Origin of the sequence: Pseudovibrio sp. W64, from assembly GCF_001623145.1 — a bacterium.
Lineage (GTDB): Bacteria > Pseudomonadota > Alphaproteobacteria > Rhizobiales > Stappiaceae > Pseudovibrio.
Genome location: NZ_LMCI01000038.1, coordinates 633,687 through 659,002 on the forward strand (window position 1 = coordinate 633,687; position 25,316 = coordinate 659,002).

21 protein-coding genes are annotated in these 25,316 nt (G+C 52.6%); 10 read left to right on the top strand and 11 right to left on the bottom strand.

Annotation, left to right across the window (positions count from 1 at the left end; genetic code table 11):
- Window positions 1-96: 96 nt before the first annotated feature.
- From PsW64_RS19500 to PsW64_RS19515, 4 genes are all read left to right on the top strand, one after another.
- Window positions 97-870, top strand: a complete 774-nt coding sequence (locus PsW64_RS19500) for a crotonase/enoyl-CoA hydratase family protein (RefSeq protein WP_063292980.1) — start codon at window positions 97-99, stop codon at window positions 868-870.
- Window positions 871-1,029: 159 nt separating this feature from the next.
- The gene (locus PsW64_RS19505) at window positions 1,030-2,643 is read left to right on the top strand and encodes a protein kinase domain-containing protein (RefSeq protein ID WP_063292979.1); all 1,614 of its coding nucleotides are present in this window, start codon (window positions 1,030-1,032) and stop codon (window positions 2,641-2,643) included.
- Window positions 2,644-2,798: 155 nt separating this feature from the next.
- The gene (locus PsW64_RS19510) at window positions 2,799-3,956 is read left to right on the top strand and encodes a protein kinase domain-containing protein (protein WP_063304648.1); all 1,158 of its coding nucleotides are present in this window, start codon (window positions 2,799-2,801) and stop codon (window positions 3,954-3,956) included.
- 146 nt (window positions 3,957-4,102) lie between these two features.
- Window positions 4,103-4,771: a Crp/Fnr family transcriptional regulator gene (locus PsW64_RS19515; protein ID WP_063287872.1), complete on the top strand. Its 669-nt coding sequence runs from the start codon at window positions 4,103-4,105 to the stop codon at window positions 4,769-4,771.
- Window positions 4,772-4,830: 59 nt separating this feature from the next.
- Here PsW64_RS19515 and PsW64_RS19520 read toward each other — a convergent pair whose 3' ends face one another.
- On the bottom strand, window positions 4,831-6,075 hold the full coding sequence (locus tag PsW64_RS19520; protein WP_063304649.1) for a glycosyltransferase family 29 protein: 1,245 nt from the start codon (window positions 6,073-6,075) through the stop codon (window positions 4,831-4,833).
- Between the two features lie 231 nt (window positions 6,076-6,306).
- Here PsW64_RS19520 and PsW64_RS19525 point away from each other — a divergent pair, with 231 nt between their 5' ends.
- The 6 genes from PsW64_RS19525 (at window position 6,307) to eat (ending at window position 13,740) form a co-directional block, all read left to right on the top strand.
- A complete protein-coding gene (locus tag PsW64_RS19525) occupies window positions 6,307-6,519 on the top strand; it encodes a YgaP family membrane protein (protein ID WP_057462118.1) in 213 nt (70 codons plus the stop codon).
- A 148-nt stretch (window positions 6,520-6,667) separates the two neighbouring features.
- A complete protein-coding gene (locus PsW64_RS19530; RefSeq protein WP_063295905.1) occupies window positions 6,668-7,552 on the top strand; it encodes an MBL fold metallo-hydrolase in 885 nt (294 codons plus the stop codon).
- Window positions 7,553-7,579: 27 nt separating this feature from the next.
- Window positions 7,580-9,253, top strand: a complete 1,674-nt coding sequence (locus PsW64_RS19535) for a bifunctional protein tyrosine phosphatase family protein/NAD(P)/FAD-dependent oxidoreductase (protein ID WP_063304650.1) — start codon at window positions 7,580-7,582, stop codon at window positions 9,251-9,253.
- An 89-nt stretch (window positions 9,254-9,342) separates the two neighbouring features.
- Complete coding sequence (locus PsW64_RS19540) at window positions 9,343-11,091, top strand: SulP family inorganic anion transporter (protein WP_063304651.1); 1,749 nt, start codon at window positions 9,343-9,345, stop codon at window positions 11,089-11,091.
- Between the two features lie 298 nt (window positions 11,092-11,389).
- Window positions 11,390-12,163, top strand: coding sequence for a class I SAM-dependent methyltransferase (locus PsW64_RS19550; RefSeq protein WP_193757829.1), 774 nt, complete (start codon window positions 11,390-11,392; stop codon window positions 12,161-12,163).
- Between the two features lie 209 nt (window positions 12,164-12,372).
- Window positions 12,373-13,740 carry an ethanolamine permease gene (eat, locus tag PsW64_RS19555; protein WP_208980888.1) on the top strand — a complete coding sequence of 456 codons (1,368 nt, stop codon included), beginning with the start codon at window positions 12,373-12,375 and terminating at the stop codon, window positions 13,738-13,740.
- 10 nt (window positions 13,741-13,750) lie between these two features.
- On the opposite strand, the gene PsW64_RS19560 is transcribed toward eat, so the two are convergent.
- The 10 genes from PsW64_RS19560 to PsW64_RS19610 form a co-directional block, all read right to left on the bottom strand.
- Window positions 13,751-14,593 carry a methyltransferase domain-containing protein gene (locus PsW64_RS19560; RefSeq protein ID WP_208980889.1) on the bottom strand — a complete coding sequence of 281 codons (843 nt, stop codon included), beginning with the start codon at window positions 14,591-14,593 and terminating at the stop codon, window positions 13,751-13,753.
- Window positions 14,594-15,118: 525 nt separating this feature from the next.
- Window positions 15,119-15,631, bottom strand: coding sequence for an invasion associated locus B family protein (locus PsW64_RS19570; RefSeq protein WP_082596641.1), 513 nt, complete (start codon window positions 15,629-15,631; stop codon window positions 15,119-15,121).
- Window positions 15,632-15,645: 14 nt separating this feature from the next.
- Entirely contained in the window at window positions 15,646-16,533 is an 888-nt protein-coding gene (locus PsW64_RS19575; protein ID WP_063287989.1) for a YadA C-terminal domain-containing protein, read from the bottom strand.
- Window positions 16,534-17,116: 583 nt separating this feature from the next.
- Window positions 17,117-17,707, bottom strand: a complete 591-nt coding sequence (locus PsW64_RS19580; RefSeq protein WP_057462110.1) for a cytochrome c3 family protein — start codon at window positions 17,705-17,707, stop codon at window positions 17,117-17,119.
- A gap of 11 nt (window positions 17,708-17,718) precedes the next feature.
- Window positions 17,719-18,180, bottom strand: a complete 462-nt coding sequence (locus PsW64_RS19585; protein ID WP_063287880.1) for a nitrate reductase cytochrome c-type subunit — start codon at window positions 18,178-18,180, stop codon at window positions 17,719-17,721.
- 8 nt (window positions 18,181-18,188) lie between these two features.
- Window positions 18,189-20,687 (bottom strand): nitrate reductase catalytic subunit NapA, encoded by a 2,499-nt coding sequence (gene napA, locus PsW64_RS19590; RefSeq protein WP_063304656.1) that lies wholly within the window; start codon window positions 20,685-20,687, stop codon window positions 18,189-18,191.
- Window positions 20,684-21,022, bottom strand: a complete 339-nt coding sequence (locus PsW64_RS19595) for a chaperone NapD (protein WP_063299381.1) — start codon at window positions 21,020-21,022, stop codon at window positions 20,684-20,686. The genes napA and PsW64_RS19595 overlap by 4 nt, the downstream gene beginning before the upstream one ends.
- Complete coding sequence (napF, locus tag PsW64_RS19600) at window positions 21,015-21,524, bottom strand: ferredoxin-type protein NapF (protein WP_063304657.1); 510 nt, start codon at window positions 21,522-21,524, stop codon at window positions 21,015-21,017. Before napF ends, PsW64_RS19595 begins: the two co-directional genes overlap by 8 nt.
- A 9-nt stretch (window positions 21,525-21,533) precedes the next feature.
- Window positions 21,534-21,713: a periplasmic nitrate reductase, NapE protein gene (gene napE / locus PsW64_RS19605; protein WP_057462105.1), complete on the bottom strand. Its 180-nt coding sequence runs from the start codon at window positions 21,711-21,713 to the stop codon at window positions 21,534-21,536.
- Window positions 21,714-22,085: 372 nt separating this feature from the next.
- Entirely contained in the window at window positions 22,086-25,316 is a 3,231-nt protein-coding gene (locus tag PsW64_RS19610) for an efflux RND transporter permease subunit (protein ID WP_063304658.1), read from the bottom strand.

Here is a 25,316-nt window from a genome sequence, read left to right on the forward strand (position 1 = left end):
CGCTCTGCCAAATAGAGACCCACACTCCACCTTTGAATGGCTGACGGGGCTTGGCAAGTTCTGTTAGGCTTCTCCTGAATTTCAGGGGAGGGGTTTATGGCGGTTGGTTTTGAGGTTGAGGGGACGACGGCGGTTATTACGCTGGATAGACCTGAACGGCGCAATGCGGTGGATGGGGAGACGGCGCAGCTGCTGGTGGATGCCTTTACTCGTTTTGATGAGGACGACAGCCTCTCCGTTGCCGTGTTCACCGGGTCTCAAGGCACGTTCTGCGCTGGGGCTGACCTTAAAGCCATTTCAGAAGGCAAGCTTAATACCCTGCAAGAGGAAGGCGATTTCGCGCCGATGGGCCCGTCTCGAATGCGGCTATCAAAGCCAGTGATTGCGGCGATTGAGGGCCATGCAGTGGCTGGCGGGTTGGAGCTGGCGCTTTGGGCGGATATGCGCGTTGCCGGAAAATCTGCGGTGTTTGGCGTCTATTGCCGGCGGTTTGGCGTGCCACTGATTGATATGGGTACCATCCGCCTGCCGCGTTTGATCGGCCAATCCCGCGCCGCAGATATGATCCTGACAGGACGCAGTGTGAGCGGCGAGGAAGCCGTGGCTTTTGGCCTCGTCAATCGCCTGGTGGAAGACGGGGAGGCTCTCACCAGGGCGAAGGAATTGGCGGCGCATATGGCGCAATTTCCGCAAATGTGCATGCGCAGTGACCGGCTTTCCATGTTTGAACAGTGGGACATGACAGAAGCAGAAGCGATCAGGAACGAGATGCGGCGCGGCCTTTCGGTAATCTCCAGCGGAGAGACCGTTTCCGGCGCAACGGCTTTCAGCCACGGCAAGGGACGCCACGGGGTAGGTGTAGAAAGCTGACGAGCACATTGATTGCGACTGGGTAAACGCAGGCTGCACAATTTTGCGGGCCTCGCTAAGACTGCCTACACCTAAACTCCAATAAACATTACTTAGCGGAAGGCATTTTTCTTCGCATGATATATTGTATCTCTCAGGACCGATTGTCGGAGGAATGCCGTGCCTGCCCAACCCCAAAACCCCGCTGGAAATCAGGAAAACCTGCCGCCAGAGCAAGAGCAATGGCTGGATGCTGTGGAACGGGCATTGAATGTCCGGCTGGGTGAGATCCCTCCGCAAGGTGACAATGCCGTTGAAGACATGATTGTTGATGGGCCTGAGGAAGAGCGCGGCGAGTTTATGGCCATCGTTGAGGATGAAGAGCAGGAAAACATCGAGGAAGGCATTGAGCAACGGCCCACGCACGATCAGCAAGGCCGCATTATCGAAGAGCAAGGCGAGTTTTTGGCGCTTGGAGATGATGAGGACGAACGCGACATTGAGCGGGGTGTTGAGCAGCGCGGTGTAGACTTGCGGCAACCGGAAATCCCGTTTGAGGCCCCGCCGCCTTACGATCCTCCGCCACCTTATGAAGCGGGCGAACAGGAGGATATGGATGACGAGGAATTTGAGGAACTGGAACGGCCCGAGCATCGCGAGTTGCACCAGCATGATCCGCAGCCAGGAGAGGGCGAGCAGCCACCGGAACGCCGGGTTTACAACGAGATGCCGCAGGCAGGTAGCCCTATCCGCCTGAACCGGAAAAATGATGGCACCATGGTTATTGATCGACGCTCTGTTCCAGCCACGATTAAAGCCAAACGGGAACGCAGTTTAGGTCGGCGTGATAAGGTGACTTATGAACCTACTGAACATTCGATGAATGTAGAAGGTCTGCTCACACCGCCCAATAAGGTTGGCAACGAGCGGCTGCAAAGTGTGTTCGCGAGTGGCGCGACAGGATACCTGCAAAAGTTCCCGGATATTGAAGATTCCGCTATCAAACGATGCCATGCGATGGAAGAGGCAAATGGTTCATTGCAGTTTGTTGGTGCCGATCAGATTGTGCATGAGACCAAAATCTTGACCGCTCTCTCTCATTTTAAAGATGCGAAGGGGGCAGAGAATATCATCGAATATCGAGGCTCTGGCATTTCGCAGTTTGGTGATCCGTTCCTGATCATGGAAGAAATGAATGGCGGCACACTTGCAAATCGTATCCCTGATGATCGCGGTCTGGAAGAGCCGCAACTGAATGATTTTGCAAAGGGCGTTCTCTCTGGCATGGCGTTTTTGCAAAATCGGAACATCATTCATCAGGACCTGAAGGCTGATAACATTCTGTTTCGCGAAAATGACAGCACTGTGCCGGTTATCAGTGATTTTGATACAGCCTCAGCACATGAGGGCATTGCCTCTGACCACGAAAATGGCCGGGACTTTGGCTATAGGAGAGGTGGTTCTCCCGATATTCAACCGCCGGAAGTATACGATGAAAATGGCCAGATGACCGGCAAGATCGACTCCTGGAATGGCGGAGTTCTGATGTTACAAGCGGCAATCGGTAATGAGGGGCGACAAGCTTTCCTCGATGAGACCGCAGAGTTTCGTGCACAAGACGGACGCAGAGATCAGGGGCTTTATGATGCCTTTCTTGAGCCGCGCATCGCAAATGTACCGCCAAACATTCAGGCCGTGATCAAAGGACTTCTGAAGATCGATCTGAATGAGCGAATGACCGCTGAGCAAGCATTGGCGCTGATTGAAGATCAGCCAGAGGATGAGCAGCAGTAGCTGCAATTCTCATTATTTTGGTAGGGCCGCCTATACGCTGTTTTGGCTGTTTGCTTTTCAGTGCATAGGCGAACAACGATACTTCCCGATACTGCAGGCTGAAACGAGGAGATCTCGAGTGGTTCGCAAGGCTGGTGACGTTTTCCGAGGTGACAATGGCTGACTACGACACGTGGATGAGAGCTGTCGCCAGAGTCCTGAGCATTGATCTGCCGCCAGCACAAGCTGCAGCGGGCCCTGCAAACGCACGTGAAACGCCTCCGGACAACAGCCCCATCAAGGTGCAAACCAAACCAGACGGAACCATGGTCATTGAGCCGGATTCCGTGCCCTCAGCCTTTCAATATGGCAACACAAATGGCGGCAAACAGCCCTATGGCAACATGTTTGGCATTTCTGAAGAGCATGCCATGGATGTGACAGGTAAGGTCAGTCCTCCTGTAACGGGCGGTGCGGCCAATGCGGAAAATGTGCTGTCTTATGATGCGTCTGGCGTGGTGCAGGATTATCCGTACATGGAAGATGCTGTGATCAAGCGGCCAAACGCGTATTCCGCCGGACCGGATTCCCCGCCAACCTTTGTCGGGGCAGAGCTGCTGGTGCACGAAGCCAAGATCCTCACCGCACTTGGTGAGTTTGATCAGGCGCCCGGCAGTGAGAATATTTTGAAGCTGAAAGGCGCAGGCCTGACGGAGTTCGGGGAGCCATTCGCCATCCGTGAAAAACTGAAGGGTGGGTCGCTGGATGACCGCCTCCCAGAAGATAAAGGCATGGATGAAGAGCCGCTCAACGACTTCGCCGGGGGCCTTCTGGCCGGAGTTTCGTTTTTGCAAAAGCGGAACATCTTCCATCAGGATCTGAACATTGACACCATTCAGTTTCGTGAGGAAGACAGCACAGAACCGGTGATCACCAGCTTTGACTATGCAACGGCGCATGAGGGTGTTGCTGCCGATTGTGAGGATGGCCAGCATTTTGAAATGGAGATTGGTGGTACGCCAAACAACCAGCCGCCTGAACGGTTTGTTGATGGGGCCGAGCTGTCTTCTAAGGTGGATTCCTGGGCAGGTGGTCTTGTGCTTGTTGCGGCAGCTGCTGGCAAAAATGCGCAGCAGGAGCTGATTGATGAACTTCAGGAATTCCGCAGTGGCAGCAGCAATGATCAATCTTTACTGGATGAAAAGCTGGAAGCGCGGTTGGATGGCACACCGGACAACATCAAGGGCGCGATTAAAGGCCTGCTGAAACTATCTCCGGAAGAGCGCTTGTCAGCTGAAGAGGCTTTGGGTGTTGTCGGCGAACGCGCAGAATAAGGCTGAAGTGAAAATTTATTCCTGAATGCAGCTGCTAGTGCAGGCTCGTTAGATTATTCTTCTGCTAAAGGCCCTGATTGCGCTAAACGCTTTTATGCACTATGCCAAGAATATACGCATTTTTGGGGGCGTTTCGGGAGGAAACCATGACAACCGCTGCTGCCAATTGGATCGATCGATTCCAAGGCCTTTCTAAGCTGGAAAATCACATCAGGGACATTCTGGTTAATCGTAGCACCATTGTCTCTGTGCCTGCCGACACCATCATCTTTGGCCCCGGTAAAGCCCCGGAAAATCTTCTGCTTTTGCTTTCGGGTTCCGTGCGTGTACAGCAGCTTTCTGAGGGTGGACGCGAGATTATTCTTTACCGTGTGCATGCAGGCGAAAGCTGCGTACTGACGACGGCCTGTCTGCTAGCTTATGAGGATTACTCAGCAGAGGGCATCGCGGAGACAGACACGCAGGCGGTCGCTATTCCGCGCATGGTGTTTGATGATCTCATTGCGCAATCCGAAACCTTCCGCCGCTTTGTGTTCTCCGCCTACTCCAAGCGCATCACGGATCTGTTTTTGGTGATCGAAGAGATCGCGTTCCAACGCATGGATATCCGTCTTGCGCAAAAACTGCTGGAACTTGCTGGTAGCAGCAAGCAAGTGGCCACCACGCACCAGCAAATGGCAGCAGAACTGGGCACGGCGCGCGAGGTCATCTCCCGCCAGCTGCGCGAGTTCCAGCGCCGTGACTGGATCACCCAATCCCGCGGAACCATCGAGATTGTTGACCGCGCCGGGCTGGAAGTTCTGGCGAAAGCCTAGAGCGTATTCCCGAAAAGCGGTTCTGATTTTCGGATAAGAACACGCGCAAAAGTACAGATTCAGAGTTTAAGAGAAACCCTCGGGTCGCGAGCCATCCATTTTTGAACTTCATGATGCTCGCGGTCATAATCATGATCCGCCCGCGCCTTGCTGGGCTCAATGTGGTTGGTGTTTGTGGGGGAGGCGAAGAAGTCAAAGCCGTAGATGTTGATATGTTTGTAGCCGCCCAGCTCTTCCAGCAGGCCCAATAGGCGGAAACCGGTGCTCGGCTTCTTCTCTGTACGCGCTTGATACCCTCTCAACTCTGCGGGTTTCATCAGGTAGACAACATCGTTATGTCTGGCGAGCCAATGGGGCAGAGAGAAACTACGTTCAGCCGGTGTCCAGATAACTCGCCGCGCCTGCTCGCCGTACACAAAGCTTTTGGGAATATCGAGGCTTGTTGCCACCCATGAGAGCTTCTGCCCATGGCTTTTGGTGTGCGGAATTGTGCCGCGATTCAGCCGGATCACGATGTCATGGCCGTCAATTTCAGGTCCATACTCTTTGTTGCTGAGGGACTGCGCGTTGCCAACGACGGCGATGCGCTTGCCAGCAATGTCGTTCTGCAACTCGTGTTTTGGCACGTACCCCTTAAACATCTTTATCCGCAACATACGCAGAATGTGTTTGCGCTTTGCCACCGAGTTGGCGCGCCTGCGCTGTCGGTAAACCTGTCTCAGGTTCTGTCGCGCTTCAGCAGAGGCGTCCCACGTGACATAAAATTGCTGGTCGTTGTTGGTGCTGCGCAAAACCTCAACATACGGGAAGTGCTGCGAGAGTTTCTCCTGCCACCAAGGGGCTGAATGCACGGTGCAGTGCGCGTTGGAGCCGTCCGCCAACAAGGCTGTCGCGTAAAGTGTTGGGATATGGAAGATAACATTGTCTGATCTGGCCCGAATGTCCGCCAAAACGTCGTCTAATTCATCCTCCGGCACGTGCTCCAGTACATCCGTGTTCAGCACAAGATCGAAACGCCCATCAGGCATGTCGTTGTATTCTGGAATGCAAGGATCGTAGCGGTGTGAGGTGCACTGCAGATTCGCGGCAAGCTCTTCAATCAATGAGCTTTTTCCGCAGCCGTAATCCAGAATTCTTGCAGGCTTCACGTCTTGTGCCAGCGGCAGGATAACGTCCATCAGGTAGGATGAGGAAGTGCCGTACCCGGGGTTTGATTTGTGAAGCTGAGTGTAAAAATCTTTGTTTGCTACGGAGACTTCGGTCAACTGGAACCCCAACTGCTTTCTGGCGCACGCCTCGGGCAATCGAATCTTCCGGCTGTGCCCTTCAACGCCATGCTAGCCAGAAATTGGATCTCTGAAACCTATGGATTGTTCTGGGATGGCCAGCTGGCATTATGACCTTTGGGCATTTCGCATTGATTTTTAAGGCGCTTCGAAGAAAAGACGGGTTTGGAGCGGAGTTTGGTGACTTCGTCACTGAAGCCTTTGCGAAGACTCGTTATCCGTTAGGCCACGTACCTGGAGGACGAGACTATGATGGCTAACGTTGGAACTATTGATCGCATTCTTCGTTTTATTGTTGGTGTTGTGCTGATTGCACTGCCGTTGTCTACCAACATTTCTTTGTTTATGCAGCCACTTTTCTTTTATGGCGCAATCATTGTTGGCATTGTAATGCTGCTGGTTTCCGCCGTGCGGATTTGCCCATTCTACTCCATTTTTGGAATTAAAACCTGCCGCGTTTAAGCATGTTTCCGGAGATCACAAACTGATTTCCGACAAAAAAATATAATAAGAAATGCTTAGGCGGCTGTGCAGGCGGTCGAACACGAAAACAAACAAGTGCACGTACCATCGACCGCCACTGCGCACGCGTTAACTTATTGAGGAAGTTATGACGAACTACCCCGTGAACATGGCTGTCGAGCCTGAAGTCAGGGCCTTTTTTGACCCCGGCACCAATACAATTAGCTATGTGGTGAAGGATCCTGCCTCATCTTCTGTTGCCATCGTCGATTCCGTTATGGATATCAACTATGCAGCGGGCCGCATCACCTATGACAATGCGGACGAAATCATCAAATACGTGCAGGACAATGGCCTGACGGTTGAGTGGCTGATTGAGACCCATGTTCATGCCGACCACCTCTCTGCTGCTCCGTATATTCAGGAGAAGCTGGGCGGCAAGATCGGCATTGGTGAGAACATCACCGTGGTTCAGGACACATTCGGCAAGGTGTTCAACGAAGGAACTGAATTCCAGCGCGACGGAAGCCAGTTTGACAAGCTGTTCAAGGACGGGGACAGCTATCAGATCGGCACCATGACTGCGTTTGCCATTCACACACCGGGTCATACTCCCGCTTGCATGGTTCACGTTGTAGGCAATGCGACGTTTGCGGGCGATACCCTGTTTATGCCGGATGGCGGCTCTGCTCGTGCGGACTTCCCGGGCGGGGATGCTGCAACGCTTTATGACAGCATTCAGAAAGTACTGTCGTTGCCTGACGAGATGCGCCTGTTCATGTGCCACGACTACGGCCCGAATGGCCGCGACATTGAGTGGGAGACCTCAGTGGGTGCGGAGAAAGAACACAACATCCACGTTGGTAAAGGCCACTCCCGCGAAGATTTCATCAAATTCCGCACCGAGCGTGATGCGCAGCTGGACGTACCAAAGCTGATCATTCCGTCTTTGCAGGTGAACATGCGTGCAGGTGCAGTGCCGACCGATGAGGACGGCGTTCCAATGCTCAAAGTGCCAGTCAACGCACTTTGATCTGATGATGTGAGGAGGGGAAACATCATGGATATTAAGAGTATCAGCTCATCACTTTCTGTCTGTCCGCAGATTACTGCGCAAGACGTTCAGAAAATCGCGGACCTGGGCTTTCGCAGTATTGTTTGCAACCGTCCGGACGGGGAAGGTGCAGACCAACCGGTGTTTGACGAGATTGAAGCGGCTGCGAAAAAGCTGGGTCTGGAAACACGCTATCTGCCGGTTATTTCCGGTAAGGTGTCTGACGAAGACGCCGAGGCCTTTGGCAAGGCCATGAACGAAATTCCGCGCCCTGTTCTGGCTTACTGCCGCACTGGCACGCGCTGTGCCACGCTGTGGTCTCTCAGCCAGGCTGAGACTTTGACCGTGGCCGACATTCTGGCAGCCACCAAATCCGCTGGCTATGACATGGCAGGCGTCGTGCGCCGCATTGCCAATGGTGGCAGAACACCAACAGACCGTGCAGATGCCTCGTTTGATGTGGTGATTGTTGGCGGCGGTGCTGCTGGTATCGCTGTCGCTGCGAGTTTGAAATCCCGAAAGAGCGATCTTGAGATCGCTGTCATTGATCCTGCTGATATTCATTACTATCAGCCGGGTTGGACCATGGTTGGCGGTGGCATCTTCAATGCCTCCCAGACCGCCAAAACCATGGGCTCGCTGATACCGCGAGGCGTGCACTGGCTTAAATCCGCGGTGGCTGCGTTTGAACCGCAAGACAATGCGGTCATTCTGGATGGCTGCCGTGTCGTTAAATATGACCGCCTTGTGGTGTGCCCCGGTCTGAAGCTGGACTGGCACAAGGTGGAAGGGCTGGTCTCCACGCTTGGCAAGCACGGCGTAACCTCCAACTATCGTTACGATCTGGCACCTTACACTTGGCAACTGGTGAGCAACATGAAGGAGGGCCGTGCGCTCTTCACTCAGCCACCGATGCCAATTAAATGCGCCGGAGCACCGCAAAAAGCGCTTTATCTTTCCGGTGATTACTGGCGCAAGCAAGGCGTGCTGAAGAACATCGACATTCAGTTCCACAATGCGGGCGGCGTGCTGTTTGGTGTGAAGGAGTATGTACCTGCGCTGGAGAAGTACATCGACCTGTACAACGCAGACCTCAACTTCTTCAACAATCTGGTCGCCATTGATGGTCCTGCAAAGAAGGCCTGGTTTGACGTGGCCAAGCCGGACACGCCAGTTGAGCGGGTAGAAGTTGATTTCGACATGATCCACGTGTGCCCACCGCAATCAGCACCGGACTTCATCCGCGTCTCGCCACTGGCGGATGCCGCCGGATGGGTGGATGTGGATCAGGTAACGTTGCGCCACAAAACGCACAGCAACATCTGGTCGCTGGGTGATGTGATGAACGCACCCAATGCAAAAACAGCTGCCGCAGCTCGCATGCAAGCGCCAATCGTTGCTGAAAACCTTGTTGCAGACATCGAAGGTCGCTCACAACCAGCGATGTACAACGGCTATGGCTCCTGCCCGCTCACCGTAGAGCGCGGCAAAATCGTATTGGCTGAGTTCGGGTATGGCGGAACCTTGCTGCCAAGCTTCCCCACATGGCTGCTGGATGGCACCAAGCCAACCCGCGCGGCGTGGATCCTGAAAGAGCAGATTCTGCCTCCGGTTTACTGGTGGGCAATGCTGCGCGGCAAGGAATGGATGATCAAGCCTGAGAAGGTTAGCGCAAGCTAAAATAAGCATTGCGGCCTTTGCTGAATTACTATCATGTGTCCGGGGGAGCTGCTTCCCCGGATTAATCTATGCACTTTGAAGGCAGACCCATGTTCTCCTCGGCCTTTCGGCGATATTTGCCCGTTTTAACTTGGGGCAGAAACTATAATAAAGACAGTTTTTCTAATGACATGATTGCAGCGGTGATTGTGACGATCATGCTGATCCCGCAGTCTCTTGCTTATGCTTTGCTTGCTGGCCTGCCGCCGGAAGCCGGGCTTTATGCGTCAATTCTTCCGATTATTTTGTACGCCATCTTCGGCACCAGCCGTGCGCTGGCCGTGGGGCCCGTTGCTGTTGTTTCGCTCATGACTGCAGCCGCGATTGGCCAGATCGCAGATAGCGGCACGGCGGGTTATGCCATTGCTGCGCTGACACTTGCCATGCTGTCCGGCGGTATTTTGTTGCTGATGGGCGTGTTCAAGCTCGGTTTTCTCGCCAACTTCCTCTCCCACCCTGTGATTGCCGGTTTCATCACGGCCTCAGGTGTTTTGATCGCCAGCAGCCAGCTCAAGCATATTCTGGGTGTGGATGCGAAAGGGCATACGCTGGTGGAGATTGTCTTTTCTATCTGGGAGCATCTGGGAGAAGCCAATCTGGCGACAATCCTGATTGGTGTTTCGGCCACTTTGTTCCTATTCTGGGTGCGCAAGGGCATGAAACCGATGCTGCTGAACATGGGCCTGAAGCCACGCCTTGCAGATGTTTTGACCAAGGCTGGACCGGTCGCTGCCGTGGTGGTGACGACAGCTGTGGCGTGGATCTTCAGTTTAGATCAAGCCGGAGTAAAGATTGTCGGTGCTGTGCCGCAAAGCCTGCCGCCGCTCAGCATGCCAAGCTTCTCCAGTGAGCTGATCGGCGCACTGTTTATACCTGCGCTGCTGATCTCCATTATTGGTTTTGTGGAGTCCGTTTCCGTGGCGCAAACGCTGGCAGCCAAAAAGCGTCAGCGTATCGATCCTGATCAGGAGCTGATTGGTCTGGGTGCTGCCAATCTTGGAGCAGCCTTCACAGGTGGTTATCCTGTAACGGGTGGGTTTGCCCGTTCCGTGGTCAACTTTGATGCGGGTGCTGAAACGCCTGCTGCTGGTGCTTATACGGCGGTTGGTCTGGCGATTGCTGCTGTTTCCCTCACACCGCTCATCTTCTTCCTGCCCAAGGCCACATTGGCTGCAACCATCATTGTGGCTGTGTTGTCTCTGGTGGATTTCAGCATTCTTAAGCACAGCTGGAGCTACTCCAAGTCTGATTTCTCAGCCGTGGCTGCCACCATTTTGCTGACCCTCGGCTTTGGTGTTGAGACAGGTGTTTCTGCAGGCGTGATCCTCTCCATTGGGCTTTACCTCTACAAAACCTCCCGGCCTCACATTGCAGAGGTTGGGCTGGTGCCGGGGACCGAGCATTTCCGCAATATCAACCGGCATGAAGTGCTGACAACGCCAGAACTGCTGACCATCCGCATTGATGAAAGCCTCTACTTCGCCAACGCGCGTTTTCTGGAAGATTACATCTACGACCGTGCGGTGGATGATGAATGCCTCAAGCATGTGGTGCTGCAATGTTCTGCGGTGAATGAGGTGGATCTGAGTGCTCTGGAATCTCTGGAAGCCATCAATCACCGGTTACAAGACGCAGGCATCACGCTGCACCTTTCAGAGGTGAAAGGCCCGGTAATGGACCGCCTGCAACGCTCGCACTTCCTTGATGAGCTGACGGGCAAAGTGTTCCTCTCTCAATATCAGGCCCAAGAGGAGCTCGCCTCCGTCTGCACCCGCCAAACCGCTCAGGCGCCTGCCTGATTCACCCCCCTTATCAGGCAGAGCTAAGAGACCCCGTGGATCCCCTCCACGGGGTTTTTATGTTCGGGGGTGTAGTTAGCAACGAGATGATCCAGCTCTCCTACTTGCCGCCATTCATCAGCTCACAGGCATTCGCAGGAGCAGCGTGCCTGTGGACCAAAAGCCAACTATGCACTAACGTTCAAGTCGAACCACTCAAGCGGCGCAGGGCAATTGAGTATAATCATACACTTAAAGCATACCAGCTCTCTCTTGGTAACGAGGCTAGGGATGGTGCGCCTTTTTCGGAGAAATTCCATTGTCCGACATTGCCGGGGCCACATTCAAAGCACCTGAAGTTGCGGGTCTTTACCCGTGCCGCCCTCCTTACGCTCACCAAATTTACGAGTGCATCATTGATCGGTCTTCCGCAACACACCGTCTATTGGATCTGGGTTGCGGCGAGGGCAAAATTGCCAGACCAATGACGCAAGTCTTTGATCAGGTTTGCGCCGTAGACCCTTCCGCTAATATGATAAAATTGGGTCGGTCCTTGGAAAACGGTAGGACAGACAACCTTGAGTGGGTGAAAGCGACAGCCGAAAGGGCGCCTTTGGCGGGTAAGTTTGACACAGTCACCTTTGCGTCAAGCATCCACTGGATGGAACCAAGCAGGCTGTTCCCTAAACTTGCAAAGCACTTAAGTGAAAATCATATTCTTGCAATCATTCAGGGCGATGCAGCGTTTCAGCCGCCGTGGCATGATGAGTGGCAACAATTTTTGGCAAAATGGGTGTCTACAATCACAGGTGAAGAGGTAAACTCTAACAAATGGCGGGCGACCCAAACCAAACATTTGGACTATATCAATATCCTTGAAACCAAAGAGTATGTTTCGCAGCCTTTCCGGCAAACCGTTGAGGACTTTATCTTGTGCCAGCATTCGCGCGATACTTTCGCGCTGGTAAAGCTGGGCGCGCGCCGCCAAGACTTTCACAATGAACTTAAAGCCCTTTTGCAGCCTCATGCTAATCGCGAGGGTCAACTGACATTTCAAGTCAAAACCCATTTGACAATCGCTAGGATTAAGTGAGCTTCGCTCCTCCCAATGCAAAGGTCATCCCAAAAACCTAGCTGAGCCTGAGCATCCTCGCCAATGATCAGGCTGCTCGTTTTAATAGATTCCCGTGAATGGGAATTAATGCAGAAAAGGCGAGAGGGTCAACATTACGCCAACTGATGCTTAGGGGCAGTCCGAGAGAAATAGCGGGTGTTGGGTGTTGGGGCAGGAGTAGTAAGCTAGTGGCTTACTCCAGACTTTCGCTCCGTTCATGGGCATCAATTGCAATGGCACACGATGAAAAATCACAGCTTCAAAAGGGAGCCGCAGGCTGGTTTTTGCTGGCAACGCTTGGGGTTTCCTATGTGATCTCAGGCAGCTTTGCCGGGTGGAACTACGGGTTCGCGGTGACGAACTGGTTCGGCATGGTCATCGCAGTGGCATTGATGGGGCTGATGTATTTCTGCCTTGTTCTGTGCCTTGCAGAGATGTCTGCCGCATTGCCGAGTGCCGCTGGGGGATACCGGATCTCACGGAAGGTGATGGGAGATACAGGCGGCTTTGCGACGGCGCTTTCGGTTTTGCTGGAATATTCCATTGCGCCAGCCGCGATTGTGATCTTCATTGGACAGTATCTTGAAGCGCTTTGGGGTATCAATGGCCCCTTGGTGTATGCGGTGTTTTACGTGGTCTTCATCGGTGTGCACCTGCTCGGCGCTGGTGAAGCCCTGCGTTTTATGCTGGTTGTGACTGCTTTTGCTGTGCTGGCGATTGTGGTGACATTGGTGGCGCTGGTGCCGCATTTCAGCTTTGCCAATCTGGCGGCCTCTGCTCATTTCAGCTCTGATCAGCAAACCCTGCTGGCATTCGATGAAGTTTCAGTCTGGGCAGCCCTTCCGTTTGCCATGTGGCTGTTTCTGGCGGTGGAAGGTGTGCCTCTTGCAGCGGAGGAGGCCAAGAACCCTGCGGTTGATCTGCCGCGCGGTATCATTGGGGCCATGTTGTTTCTGCTGGCCAATGGGCTGCTTATTGTTGTGTTTATTCCCGGTGTTGCGACCGCTGTGGAAGTGGGAGATTACGGCGCGCCACTGGTAGATGCGCTTGATCATGTGTTCGGCGAAGACTCCGTTCTGGCCGCAATCGTCAATCTGATCGGGCTTACAGGACTGATTGCTTCGTTCTTCTCTATCATTTTTGGATACAGCCGCCTGGTCTTTGCCATGTCGAGGGAAGGATATTTGCCCCGGTTCATGTCCGCGATCAGCTCACGAAAAGTGCCACACTGGGCACTGATTATTCCCGGTGTGATTGGATTCCTCTGCTCGCTGACGGGCAAAGGAGAGTTAATGATCAACATTGCAGTGATCGGCGCGACGCTCTCCTACGCGCTGCAAAGTGTGAGCTATATTTTGCTGAAGCGAGATTATGCCGAGTTGCACCGGCCTTATCGTGCGCCGGGTGGGCAAAAAACGGCGTATATAACGCTCGCTCTCTCGCTTTTGGCACTTACTTCGTGCTTTGCGTATGATCTTGTGGCTGCGTTGATTGCTTTGGTCCTCATGGGGCTGGGTGTTGGCTATTATGTTTTGTTGGGTCGAAGAAGGGCTTAAGACTCTCACCTCAGCCTAACGCTGGCTTTTCGCCATAGAGCTTGATGGCCTTCACTTTACCTGAGAGTTCGGTGACTGCCTTGTCCAGCATCGCATCTGTTGAAAGCCCAAGTTGTCTGGCCAGTTCATCCAATGCAACGGGCAGCTCGTCTTTGATGAGCTGTTTCAGAACGGCGTCCTCATAAGTCATCCGATCCAGAACGGTCAGCGCAGTGAGACCGCTGTTTCCTGCGTATTCCAAATAAGCTGCTTCTGAGACTGCGCCAGAAATACAGGCTGACAGAAGATCCTGATGCATATACAGCCAGTCCGGTAAGTCCTCCGCCAGCATGTCTGAGATGACAAGTTTGCCGCCCGGCTTGAGCACGCGGTTGATCTCAGAAAACACAGCAGCTTTATCGGCAGACAGATTGATAACGCAGTTTGAGATGACCCAGTCCATGGACTGATCCGGGAATGGCAGATGCTCAATAACGCCTTGATGGAGTTCAATATTTCGGAGGCCATGCTGCACGCAATTGCGTTTGGCCAGCGTGATCATATCCTCACTGACATCAATGCCTATGACTTTACCCGATGGACCTGTCTTCTCTGCGGCAAGGATAAGATCCAGTCCCGCGCCGGACCCAAGATCGAGCACCGTCTCCCCTTCTTTGATCTGCGAGAAAGCCAGCGGATTACCACAGCCGAAACTGGACCCAAGCAAGTGCTCCGGTATCTCTTGCGCATCATAATCAGGAGCCAGTGCTTGCTGGAAGGTGTTCCTGCCCTTCACGTCCGCAAGCTTTCCGGAATAAAAGGCCGCGATGTTTGAGAGGTGTTCTGATTTCTTCACGTGGTCTGTCAACGACATCACCCTGCTGCTGCGCGTTATGGCTCTGTGTAATCCTAGTTTACGCTGTACAGCAGGGGCAAACTTCATGGTCTGACAGACAAAACAAAGCGTTAAGCGATGGCTGCTTTTCACGCGAGTTATCGGGAAGCCTCATGAGATTGCGAGACCTGATACCCAAAGATGAAGCTAGGTGTTTTGTGCGGGAGATGATCCGGGGACGCGCAGTGTTTGCGAGCTTGTTAGGCTGCTGTCAGCCACTTCCTTGCAAAGCAGCAGCGCGTGTCAGTCCGCGCAATCGGAGAGAGTTAGGCACTCCGATCGTAGCAAGGCCTGGTAAGGAGGTGGTATGTTGGATGAACCTTGCGATTAAGCTTAAGTTTAAGCTGCGCATGACAAGAGCCCGGAATCGACTGACCATCTTCTTCCGAGCTCTTATTAAAGTCATCTAGCGACGGGAATGGGGGGCGAGAGCCTCCCGTTCCTATCTTCCTCAATATAGACCCCAAAGCTTAAAGCTTCAACCATGGGTCTTGGCAGGGCAAATCAGCCGGTTGTCTCATCTGGCAGCAAGACTGCCATGCGTTTGGTGAACTCTTCCCAGTTGCGGGTGAAGCCGATCAGAGAGTAGTTCAGCGCCAGCTTTTTGCGGTCATTGGTCTTGGTGACTACAATGGACATGGCCTTGCCGCGTTTGAGGAAGTTGACGATGGTCTTGTTGGCGTTAAACGCCGCCTCGCACCCGTCTGGCTGACAGGTGATCAGCTTGGCGTCGAACAAGGCATCATCATCAATGCCAATCTGGATACCGCTGGGGATGTGGATCCCGAGCGGCAGCTTGATAATAGCTGCATACACATCTGCTTCGAGTTTGCGAAACATGATGGAATTTACCAGCGCACCGTTCTCAAGCCGGATTTCAGCGTAGACCTGACACAGGTCACTGCTGCATTTGACTGACCAATCCTCTTCATTGGAAGGCTCAGTGGTGCTGTACGCATTTACACCCTGAAAGAAAAAGAGCATTGCCGCTGTCAGCAGGATCCAGATTGGTTTCATGATCTACATCCTTGTTAGAAGGAGAAGCCCAGGCCAGCACCAGCAGTGACGTTGTTGCTGAAGTCTGTGGCTACAGAAGCTGTAACAGCCATGTTCTCGGTTGGCAGGAACGCCACTTTCAGAGCAGATGCAGCTTTGCCTTTGAAGTGTCCAAAACCACCGGAAACGGAGATACCGTTTTTGCCACCCTGAAGGACCGGCGCATTGGCAATCGCCACCGCCATCGCCACACCGCTGCGCAGCTCGTCAACATCCTGTTCCAGTGAGACGATGCTGGAGGTGTTGGAAGAGATGTTTGCGGCGTTTGTGGAGATATTGGCGGTATTGGTCGCAATATTCTGCTTGTTGGTATCGATACGATGGGAGTTTGAACTGATGAACGCCCGATTAATGTGAATATTGCGTGCGTTCGAACCGATGAATGCGCGATTAGATTGGATACCGCGTGCGTTTGAACCAATGAAGGCACGATTAGTTTGGATGTTTCTCTTGTTACCTACGATGTCTCTAGCGTTGGCGTAGATCCGACTAGTGTTGTTAGATATGCGACGATTGGTGTGACCAATATCAGATTTGATACGTGAAATGTCGCTATCGTTACTGGTGATGCGTTTTGCTTGAGCATTCAGTGCGCTCTGATCTGCCTTATTATTGATCTTTGTTGCGAGCGTACCGCTTAAATCTGATTCATCAATATCACTTATGGTTGCAGTGATATCTGTTGCTCTACCAGATTGACCAGGATGGAACTCAGTTCTTTCAGCATCTGTTCCTGCATCTACGGTAATTGTTTTGTCATTCGTTGTCACAGTGCCATCAGAAACATCGATTTTTGCAGCTTGAGCGGTGCTCATGCCGGCAACGAGGGCCACGATTGCAGCAGAAAGCTTCAAAGCGTTCATCTTTTTATGTCCTTTCAGAGGGGCGAAGCTTGTATGTGCTTTGCCCGGTCTAAAGTTTTCAGCTGCAACGTCATGCACGTACACCTGAATTGAGGACGAGTTTATTAGTTCCGCAAAAACAATGGATTGAAGATGGGGTGTGTTCTAATACGCTCGATTTTTAAGGAGCATATGGCCCCCAGTTTTTATCGGAGTGTTAAAAAGCACTGGTATAAGGCTGGAGACCTTCCCTAAGGAAATTAGGAGTAACCCTAGGGTGAAAATATTTAAAAAATTTCAGGCAAGACTTGCAATGGTTAATATTTGTAAACTCTCGCAAAATTGCGGGAATTGAGGTGACTCTGAGGCATTTTTCAGAAATTTTCCTCATGAGTATATTTCATATAATTTTAATTGATAAAATTATGGAATAAATGTGGACAAGAAAAAACCCCGTGGTTTCAAACCGCGGGGTTCTTTTGTCTGAGCATGTGATGGGTCTTAGAACTCGCCGCGCGCACTTGCAAACACGCTTTGAGTTCTAAAGTCTTTGCTTGAGTGAATTCGCGAGATTTGACCGTAACCAATCAAGCAAGCTTCACTCTTAGTGACCCTCTTTCAACAGGCTCAGATCAGGTAGCTTGTGCGCGATGCCTTTGTGGCAGTCGATACAGGTCTTCTCACCACTCACGAGGAACTTCTCGTGCTGCTCGGAAGCTCTCACACTCTGACGCGTAAAGTCCATGGACTCTTCACTGTGACAGTTACGGCATTCAAGAGAGTCGTTGGCTTTAAAGCGAGCCCATTCATGGCTTGCCAGCTCAAGACGCTTGTCCTCGAATTTCTCCGGTGTGCTGATTGTGCCGAAGATCTTGCCGTAAACTTCCTTGGATGCCTGAATCTTACGGGCAACCTTAGAGGTCCAGTTGTGAGGTACGTGACAATCAGGACAAGTCGCACGCACACCAGACCGGTTGGTATAGTGAATGGTGGTCTTAAGTTCCTGATAGACAGTGTTTTCCATCTCGTGGCACCCAATGCAGAATTCTTCTGTGTTGGTGACTTCCAGGGCGGTGTTGAAACCACCCCAGAAGATGATGCCAGCGACAAACCCGCCAAGTGTCAAGAAGCCAAGGCTGTAATGGACACTAGGTTTGCGGATAACCTGCCAGAACCGTTTGATAGCTGAAAACATACGGTGTGCTCCTACTTGTCGGTCTTACCTTCGAGCACGTCATCAACGTCAACGAAGGTGTTCTCAACCAGTGGCTTGGCTTCAGTCTGAGGCACGTGACACTGGGTGCAGAAGAAGCGACGAGGGGAAACAGACGCCAGGAACTGATTATCACGGTTCATAAAGTGCGTGATGGAGATCATCGGTGCCTGAGACTTTTCAATTGCCGTCCGGCTGTGACAAGTCATGCATTTGTTCAGGCGCTTGTCGATCTGGTAGCCGTCGATCTTGTGAGGGATCAATGGTGGCTGCTCAGGGTAGTTACGCACCTGACGTTCGTCAGAGTTCACGACTTTTGGGATCCGCGGTGCGGCATCCTGAGTCAGGATGTCCGCGTTGCGCATTTCGGAGATGGTGTCAGCAGCAAATGAGCTTGCTCCACCAAAGGCAGACACAGCGATAAAGCTGGCTACAAGGAGTTTCAGAAGTTTCATGGCGTACCTCACACGGCTACGATCTTGACCGCGCACTTCTTATAGTCGGTCTGTTTTGAAAGAGGATCTGTTGCATCCAGTGTCACCTTGTTGATGAGCTGGCTTGCATCAAAGAACGGTACGAACACGAGGCCTTTTGGCGGCTTGTTACGGCCACGGGTCTCGATGCGTGTTGTGATTTCACCGCGACGGGAAACAACGCGCACTTCAGAACCACGACGCAGGCCCTTCGCTTTTGCATCATCTGGATGCATGTAGCACAGAGCATCTGGAACAGCTTTGTACAGCTCAGGAACGCGCTGGGTCATGGAACCAGTGTGCCAGTGTTCAATCACACGGCCTGTGCAGAGCCAGAAATCATACTCTTCATCTGGGCTTTCTGCTGGCGGCTCGTAAGGAAGCGCGAAGATGCGTGCCTTGCCGTCTTTATGACCGTAGAACTCGTAGCCCTTGCCTTCGCCTACGTATGGGTCAGCCCCTTCGCGGAAGCGCCACTGGGTTTCTTTGCCATTCACAACAGGCCAACGCAGGCCACGTTCTTCGTGGTAACGCTCGAACGGTGCCAGATCGTGACCATGGTCACGGCCAAAGGCTGCGTATTCTTCGAACAGACCTTTTTGAATGTAGAAGCCGAAGTCGTTGGACTCGTCGTTCTTGTACTCATCGCTGGTTTCAGAAAGCGGGAACTTGTCGACGTTGCCGTTTGCGAAGAGGATGTCAAACAGAGTTTTGCCGCGTACTTCTGGTTGCTTTGCGATCAGTTCTTCAGGCCATACTTCTTCAACTTTGAAGCGCTTGGAGAACTCAACGGTCTGCCAAAGGTCAGACTTTGCGTCGCCTGGAGCAGAAACCAGCTGGTGCCAGAACTGAGTACGACGTTCCGCGTTACCGTAAGCACCTTCTTTTTCTACCCACATCGCGGTTGGCAGAATAAGGTCAGCAGCCATTGCGGATACTGTTGGGTACGGATCGGAAACAACGATGAAGTTCTCTGGATTTCTCCAGCCTGGGTAAATCTCTTCAACAACGTTAGGACCAGCCTGCATGTTGTTGGTGACCTGGGTCCAGTAGAAGTTCAGCTTGCCGTCTTTGAGCATGCGGGACTGCTGAACAGCATGGTAACCTGGTTTCGCAGGAATTGTGCCGTCTGGAAGTTTCCAGATTTTCTCTGCAATTTTCCGGTGCTCAGGGTTTTTCACAACCATGTCTGCTGGCAGACGGTGGGAGAACGTACCAACTTCACGAGCTGTACCACAAGCGGATGGCTGACCGGTCAGTGAGAACGGACCACACCCTGGCTTGGAGATTTTGCCGGTGAGTAGGTGGATGTTGTAGAACATCTGGTTGACCCAAACGCCGCGGGTATGCTGGTTCGCACCCATGGTCCAGAGAGACATAACCTTTTTGTCTGGATCAGCGTAAAGCTTTGCCAGTTCCAGCAGACGGTTTGCAGGAACACCAGACATCTTCTCAGCGTATTCGAGAGTGTATGGCTTAACGAACTCTGCATACTCTTCGAAGCTGATTTCTTTAGAACCACCAGCTTTATCAGCGTTCTTAGCTGCTTGCTGCAGTGGGTGCTCAGGGCGCAGGCCGTAACCGATGTCCTGATTGCCAAGGCGGAAGTTGGTGTGCTTGCTAACGAAGTCCATGTCCACGGCTTCGTTCTCGATGATGTAGTTTGCGATGAAGTTCGCAATCACAAGATCGGTCTGTGGAGTGAAGACCATTGGGATGTCAGCAAGGTCAAAGCTGCGGTGCTGGTATGTAGAAAGAACAGCAACTTTTACATCTGGGTTAGACAGACGGCGATCAGCGATACGGGTCCACAGAACCGGGTGCATCTCAGCCATGTTGGAACCCCAGAGCACGAATGCGTCTGCGTTCTCAAAATCGTCATAACAACCCATTGGCTCATCGATGCCGAAGGTCCGCATGAATGCGCCTACAGCAGAAGCCATGCAGTGACGTGCGTTCGGGTCAATGGTGTTAGAGCGGAAGCCAGCTTTCCAAAGCTTAGAAGCTGCGTAGCCTTCCCAAACAGTCCACTGGCCTGAGCCGAACATGCCAACCGCGTAAGGGCCGTTCTTCTTCATGGCTTCTTTTGCTTTAACAGCCATGATGTCGAAAGCTTCGTCCCAGGATACTGGCTCGAATTCGCCTTCTTTGTCGTACTTGCCGTCGGTTTTACGCAGCAGTGGCTGCTCAAGACGGTCCTTGCCGTACATGATCTTGGAAAGGAAGTAACCTTTCACACAGTTCAGGCCCTTGTTAACCGGGCTCTGAGCATCACCATGTGTTGCAACAACGCGGTCATTCTTGGTCGCAACCATGATGGAACAACCGGTACCGCAGAAGCGGCAAGCAGCTTTAGACCATTTCAGGTCTGTTTTGCTTGCATCCGTTACAATGTTTGCTGCTTGCGCCGGAAGGCTTGCCCCGGCTGCGGCAGTTGCCGCTGCAACAGCCTGCGCCTTAATGACAGCGCGTCTTGTTAGTTTAATCATGAGCAAGTCCCCTCGGGTTGCATGTCACCCTGATCAGAAATCACAATTGAATTGAGGTCGGTGGTGTCGGTTTGGTGGAAGATGAGCGAAGCAGTAACAACGCCATCTAACTGCTGCATGTCACTCAAAGCGTTCGCGAGGTCGCGTTCGCTCGGTGTTTCCAGCGTCACAATTATCTTTGTAGAGTCAGATACTTCTGTAATTTCAGCAGAAGGTATCTGTTCAATCGCAGCGCATATCTGCTCTCGCTTGGCAGGGTCGGCCTGAAGCAGCACACTTGAAATGTGCCAGACACCGGCTTCTTCTTCGCGCTCTACGGTTGTTGCATTACGCATTTGCTAAACTTTCTCGGCTCTGGTCGTTCATGGCGATCGCATCTACGGGGCAGGAAATGAGACAAGCTCCGCAGCCGTTGCATTGGTCTGCATCCAGTTGAATCTTTCCTGTAGGTGCGACACGCATATCGAACCGGAGGGCTCTTGGGTCACAGCTGTCGGTGCAGGTCTGGCAGGAAACGCCCTTTCCTAGCAGACATGCCCCTTGCTGAATTTCTGCTGTGAGCCTCCAGGGTGCCGCAGTCAGATCAAACAGATCTTCCTCTGGGCACGCTTTTGCGCACTCTTCGCAGAACGTGCATTCTCCAACGCCGGTTTTGAGGTAAGGCCGATTATCCGCGCTGAACAAAATGGCTTCCGGGCAGGCTTTGACGCATTCAAAGCAGCCGGTGCATTTGTCTTCAATCCGCTGTTCCGTTGTCCAAGGCGGACGAACTGGAGACACCACCTCTGGGGTAGCGCTTAAGCGGGTAAAGAATGCTCTGCGGGATAAGTTGGCCACGACTACCTCTTAGAAGGACGGTGGGCCAAACAGGATCTGCGACATCCAGATAAGGAAGCCGTATCCGCCAACAGCTGCAGTCATCAGAACTGGCGCAAGAACAACTGCCAGAAACAGGAATGCGACTCTCTCGCGGCCTTTGCTCACTGCTGGAGTGGTGGTCTGGGTATTTTGGCTTAAGCCAGCCATGTGCGTACTCCGTACTAACAGCCGCCTCTTGCAGCTATTTGATTGGAGCAGACACCGTAACGTTATACGTGCCCGCTCGTACGCGCAGGAACCTAGAGTAAATGTAAAAAGCACAAATTGAGTGCAATCAATTCCGGATTAGTAGATTTTTTCTCTTTGATATTCCGCAATATATAAGTGCATGCTGCATTTCTAATATATAATCTATATTAGAATACTCAAATATTACAAAATTCAATACTTAAGTGATTTCTTATATATATTTAGTGCTGGAATTCTGCGGATTCACAGTGGGTTAACTAGCAGATTTCGCTAGGGCAGTCCTCAACAAAAAACGGCCTCCGCAAGGGGAGGCCGTGTCGTAAGGTCCGTTTAGGCCTTTTCTAGAGGAAAACCCTCAGGTTTTGTATCTTTGTCATTCTCTGGGGATTTTTCTGAAATCGCGTGTTTTTCCTCTGCTTCCAGGGCCTCTTTTCGCTCCATTTGCGCATATTCCAATGCCTTATCGCGTTTGCCGAAGAGAAAGACGCGAATATCTTCTGCAATTGCGACCAGTACTGGAATCAGGATTAAAGTAATAAGTGTCCCGAAAATCTCTCCGTATGCCAGAGAGACGGCTGCTGGTATCAGGTACATGGCCTGCTCGGAAGTTTCGCTCATGAGCGGCATCAAACCGGCGACCGTGGTTGCCGTTGTCACGAAGATCGCCTGGAAGCGATCCACGCCGCTGCGCTCCGTTGCCTCAATATGCTCTACACCGTCCTCCCTCAGGTGAAGGTAGTGCGTGACCATGACGAGAGAGTCATTAACGATCACGCCGATCAAAGCCAGCAAGCCGAAGATCGACATCATGCTGAACGGGATGCCCATGATGGCATGGCCGAGGATTGCCCCTACCACTCCAAACGGAACCACGGACATGATGATCAGCGGCTTGAAGTAGGACTTCAGCGGGATCGCCAATAGAACAAAGATGAGGAAACAGGTGATGAGAAGGGCGCGGTTCATATTGCCCTTAACTTCACCCATTTCCTCCAGATCGCCACCCTGCTTGATTTTAACACCGGGATACTTCTGTTGTAGTTGGGGCACAACGGAGGTGAAGATATCCTGACCCAGCTCAGCAGGAGCAACGATCTGTTTATTAATGTCAGCTTCGATTGTGGCGACCTGATCGCCGTTTCTGCGGTGCACGTATCCGGGCACATAACGCGCTTCGATGTTGGCGACTGATTGCAGCGTGACCCAGTTGTCGTTGGCCCCGCGCAGACGGGACTGCAACAGGTCCTCAATGGCATCACGTGCATCCAGCGTGTTGCGAACAATCACGCGAACCTCTGAATCTCCACGTTGGATGCGCTGTGCCTCCCCGTCACCAAACTGGTGCGCCACCTGACTTGCCAGTCGCTCTGGTGTGAAACCGAGATGACGTGCTTCCGGTTTCAGCGTCAGGCGAAGTTCTGGCTGACTTGCTTTGAACGTGTCGCGCAGGTTGCTGACACCGGCCCGTTTGCCAAGCTCTGCCATGAGCTCTTCACTTACCAGTCGCAACTGCTCAGAGTTTTCGCCGAACAAACGGATCTTGAACCCACCACCGATCTCTTCAAAGCCCGAGAAGGTGAGTTTGGAAACACCTTCCAAAGTACCGGTGCGGTTCTGCCAGTCGCGCAAAATGTCACTTGTCTTTGCATCCCCGCGCTCGTCCAATGGGCGCAGCTCAGCATAAATGGTGGCATTTGTGCTGTCGGATACGATGCGGAAGATGTTTTGGAACACACCGCCCACGTCCGGCTGCTGCTCGGCATATTGCCGGTCAACAGCATTTGCGATGTTTTCAATCGTGGAGATGTTGTTCTGTGTCAGATCGAACGGTGCGCGTGGATCCATCTCCATGTTCACCACGATGTACTGACCGGGAATCTCCGGAAAGAATACAGAGTGGATTTTGCCCTTCCACATCAGGCCGAACACGAGCACTGCCACAGAAATGAAGCCAACCAGAACTGCATAACGTTGCCGGATGGCCCATCTAAGCACCGGGAAATAGATGGTGTCGCAGAACCAGAACAAGCCACCGCGCGCCACGCCCTGCACCTTGCCCCAGCCTCGCGAGAAGATGTTCTGCTTCTTATCCTCCAAAGAGATGTAAGCGAGGTGAGCGGGCAGAATGAACTTGCTCTCGAAAAGGGAGAACAACAGAGCCAGAATAACAATGCCTGAGAAGCTGCCGAGGATCTTACCCAGCTCACTGTTCATCAGAAGCATCGGGAAGAATGCCGCCGTGGTTGTCAGCACGCCAAATATCGTCGCAACGGCTACTTTATGCACGCCTGCCGCCGTACCTTTGCGCGGGTCCGCATAGCGTTTGCGTTGTTCAAAGACGCTTTCACCAACCACCACGGCATCATCAACGAGAATACCAAGTGCGATGATGAGGCCGAACGTGGTGATGTCGTTGAGTGAATAATCGACCCAGCCAGTCGTCGCCACAGCAAACGCACCAGCCAGAGAGATTGGAATGCCCATGGCGACCCAGAAGGCCAGCTTAATGTTGAGGAACAGCGACAGGATCAACACCACCAGAGCCAGACCCTGAAACGCGTTGGAGCTAAGAAGGCTCAGGCGATCCTCGATGTAATCACTGGAGTTGCCCCAAATCCCCACCTGTACACCAGTCGGCAGAGTTGTGCGGAAGTCAGCTATGATGGCCTGCACATCCTCTGAGACATGAATAAGGTTGTCTTTGCGGCCAATCAGCACTTCCAGTCCAACGGACTCTTTGCCGTTGAAGCGTGCTTCCATATCAATGTCAGCAAAGGCGTCCTCCACCTTGGCAATGTCGCCAAGAGTGGTTGTGGTGCCGTCTTCCCACTCAATGATCGGAATGCGCTCAAAGTCGGCTTTATAATAGGCCTGAGTATCTGCGCGCAAAGAGATATAGCCGCCTTCGGTCTTCAGCGTTCCGCCCTGATAGTAAAGAGAAGACTCGCGGATACGGTTCATGACCTGCTCAGGGGTCAGGTTCAGACGTTCCAGCGTATATGGCTCTAAACCGATCTTGATCTGTTCGGTCTGCAAACCCCATTGCTTGAGACGGGAAACTTCTGGGCTGGCCAGCAGCTTGTTGCGCAATTGGCGGGCGATGCGTTGCAGGGTTTTAAAATCCGCATCGCCGTAGACCTGCACAAACATGGCTGGCATATCCATGCTCTGTTTTTCAATGACAGGCCGTTCCGCTTTCTTCGGCAGATTGTAGATGCCATCAATTTTCAAGCGGATGTCATCCAGCAGGGTGGAGAGTTTGGTATCGCTTGTCTTTTGGACGGAAACAACAGACGAACCTGGTTGTGAAATTGAGCTGATGTTCTTGACGCCGCTCAGGCCTTCCAGCGCCTTTTCCACCTTGCGGGTGATTTGCTTATCAACCTGCTCCGTGTAGCCGTTGGGCAGTTCGGTCGTGATTGTCACGGTATCCGCAGGCAGCTTGGGAAAGCCCTCAATGCGGATGTTCATGAGAGAGGATACCCCGACAATCAGGATGAACGCCATGATGAGGTTTGCTGCGACCGGGTTTCGAATAAACCAGTTTGTGAGCCACGCCAT

Coding starts and splice junctions, on each gene's coding strand:
- PsW64_RS19500 (WP_063292980.1), top strand. CDS start 97: ATGGCGGTTGGTTTTGAGGTTGAGGGGACGACGGCGGTTATTACGCTG.
- PsW64_RS19610 (WP_063304658.1), bottom strand. CDS start 25,316: ATGGCGTGGCTCACAAACTGGTTTATTCGAAACCCGGTCGCAGCAAAC.
- PsW64_RS19510 (WP_063304648.1), top strand. CDS start 2,799: ATGGCTGACTACGACACGTGGATGAGAGCTGTCGCCAGAGTCCTGAGC.
- PsW64_RS19595 (WP_063299381.1), bottom strand. CDS start 21,022: ATGCGTAATGCAACAACCGTAGAGCGCGAAGAAGAAGCCGGTGTCTGG.
- PsW64_RS19525 (WP_057462118.1), top strand. CDS start 6,307: ATGATGGCTAACGTTGGAACTATTGATCGCATTCTTCGTTTTATTGTT.
- PsW64_RS19535 (WP_063304650.1), top strand. CDS start 7,580: ATGGATATTAAGAGTATCAGCTCATCACTTTCTGTCTGTCCGCAGATT.
- napA (WP_063304656.1), bottom strand. CDS start 20,687: ATGATTAAACTAACAAGACGCGCTGTCATTAAGGCGCAGGCTGTTGCA.
- PsW64_RS19530 (WP_063295905.1), top strand. CDS start 6,668: ATGACGAACTACCCCGTGAACATGGCTGTCGAGCCTGAAGTCAGGGCC.
- PsW64_RS19540 (WP_063304651.1), top strand. CDS start 9,343: ATGTTCTCCTCGGCCTTTCGGCGATATTTGCCCGTTTTAACTTGGGGC.
- PsW64_RS19585 (WP_063287880.1), bottom strand. CDS start 18,180: ATGAAACTTCTGAAACTCCTTGTAGCCAGCTTTATCGCTGTGTCTGCC.
- PsW64_RS19560 (WP_208980889.1), bottom strand. CDS start 14,593: ATGTCGTTGACAGACCACGTGAAGAAATCAGAACACCTCTCAAACATC.
- napE (WP_057462105.1), bottom strand. CDS start 21,713: ATGGCTGGCTTAAGCCAAAATACCCAGACCACCACTCCAGCAGTGAGC.
- PsW64_RS19580 (WP_057462110.1), bottom strand. CDS start 17,707: ATGTTTTCAGCTATCAAACGGTTCTGGCAGGTTATCCGCAAACCTAGT.
- PsW64_RS19570 (WP_082596641.1), bottom strand. CDS start 15,631: ATGAAACCAATCTGGATCCTGCTGACAGCGGCAATGCTCTTTTTCTTT.
- PsW64_RS19515 (WP_063287872.1), top strand. CDS start 4,103: ATGACAACCGCTGCTGCCAATTGGATCGATCGATTCCAAGGCCTTTCT.
- PsW64_RS19575 (WP_063287989.1), bottom strand. CDS start 16,533: ATGAACGCTTTGAAGCTTTCTGCTGCAATCGTGGCCCTCGTTGCCGGC.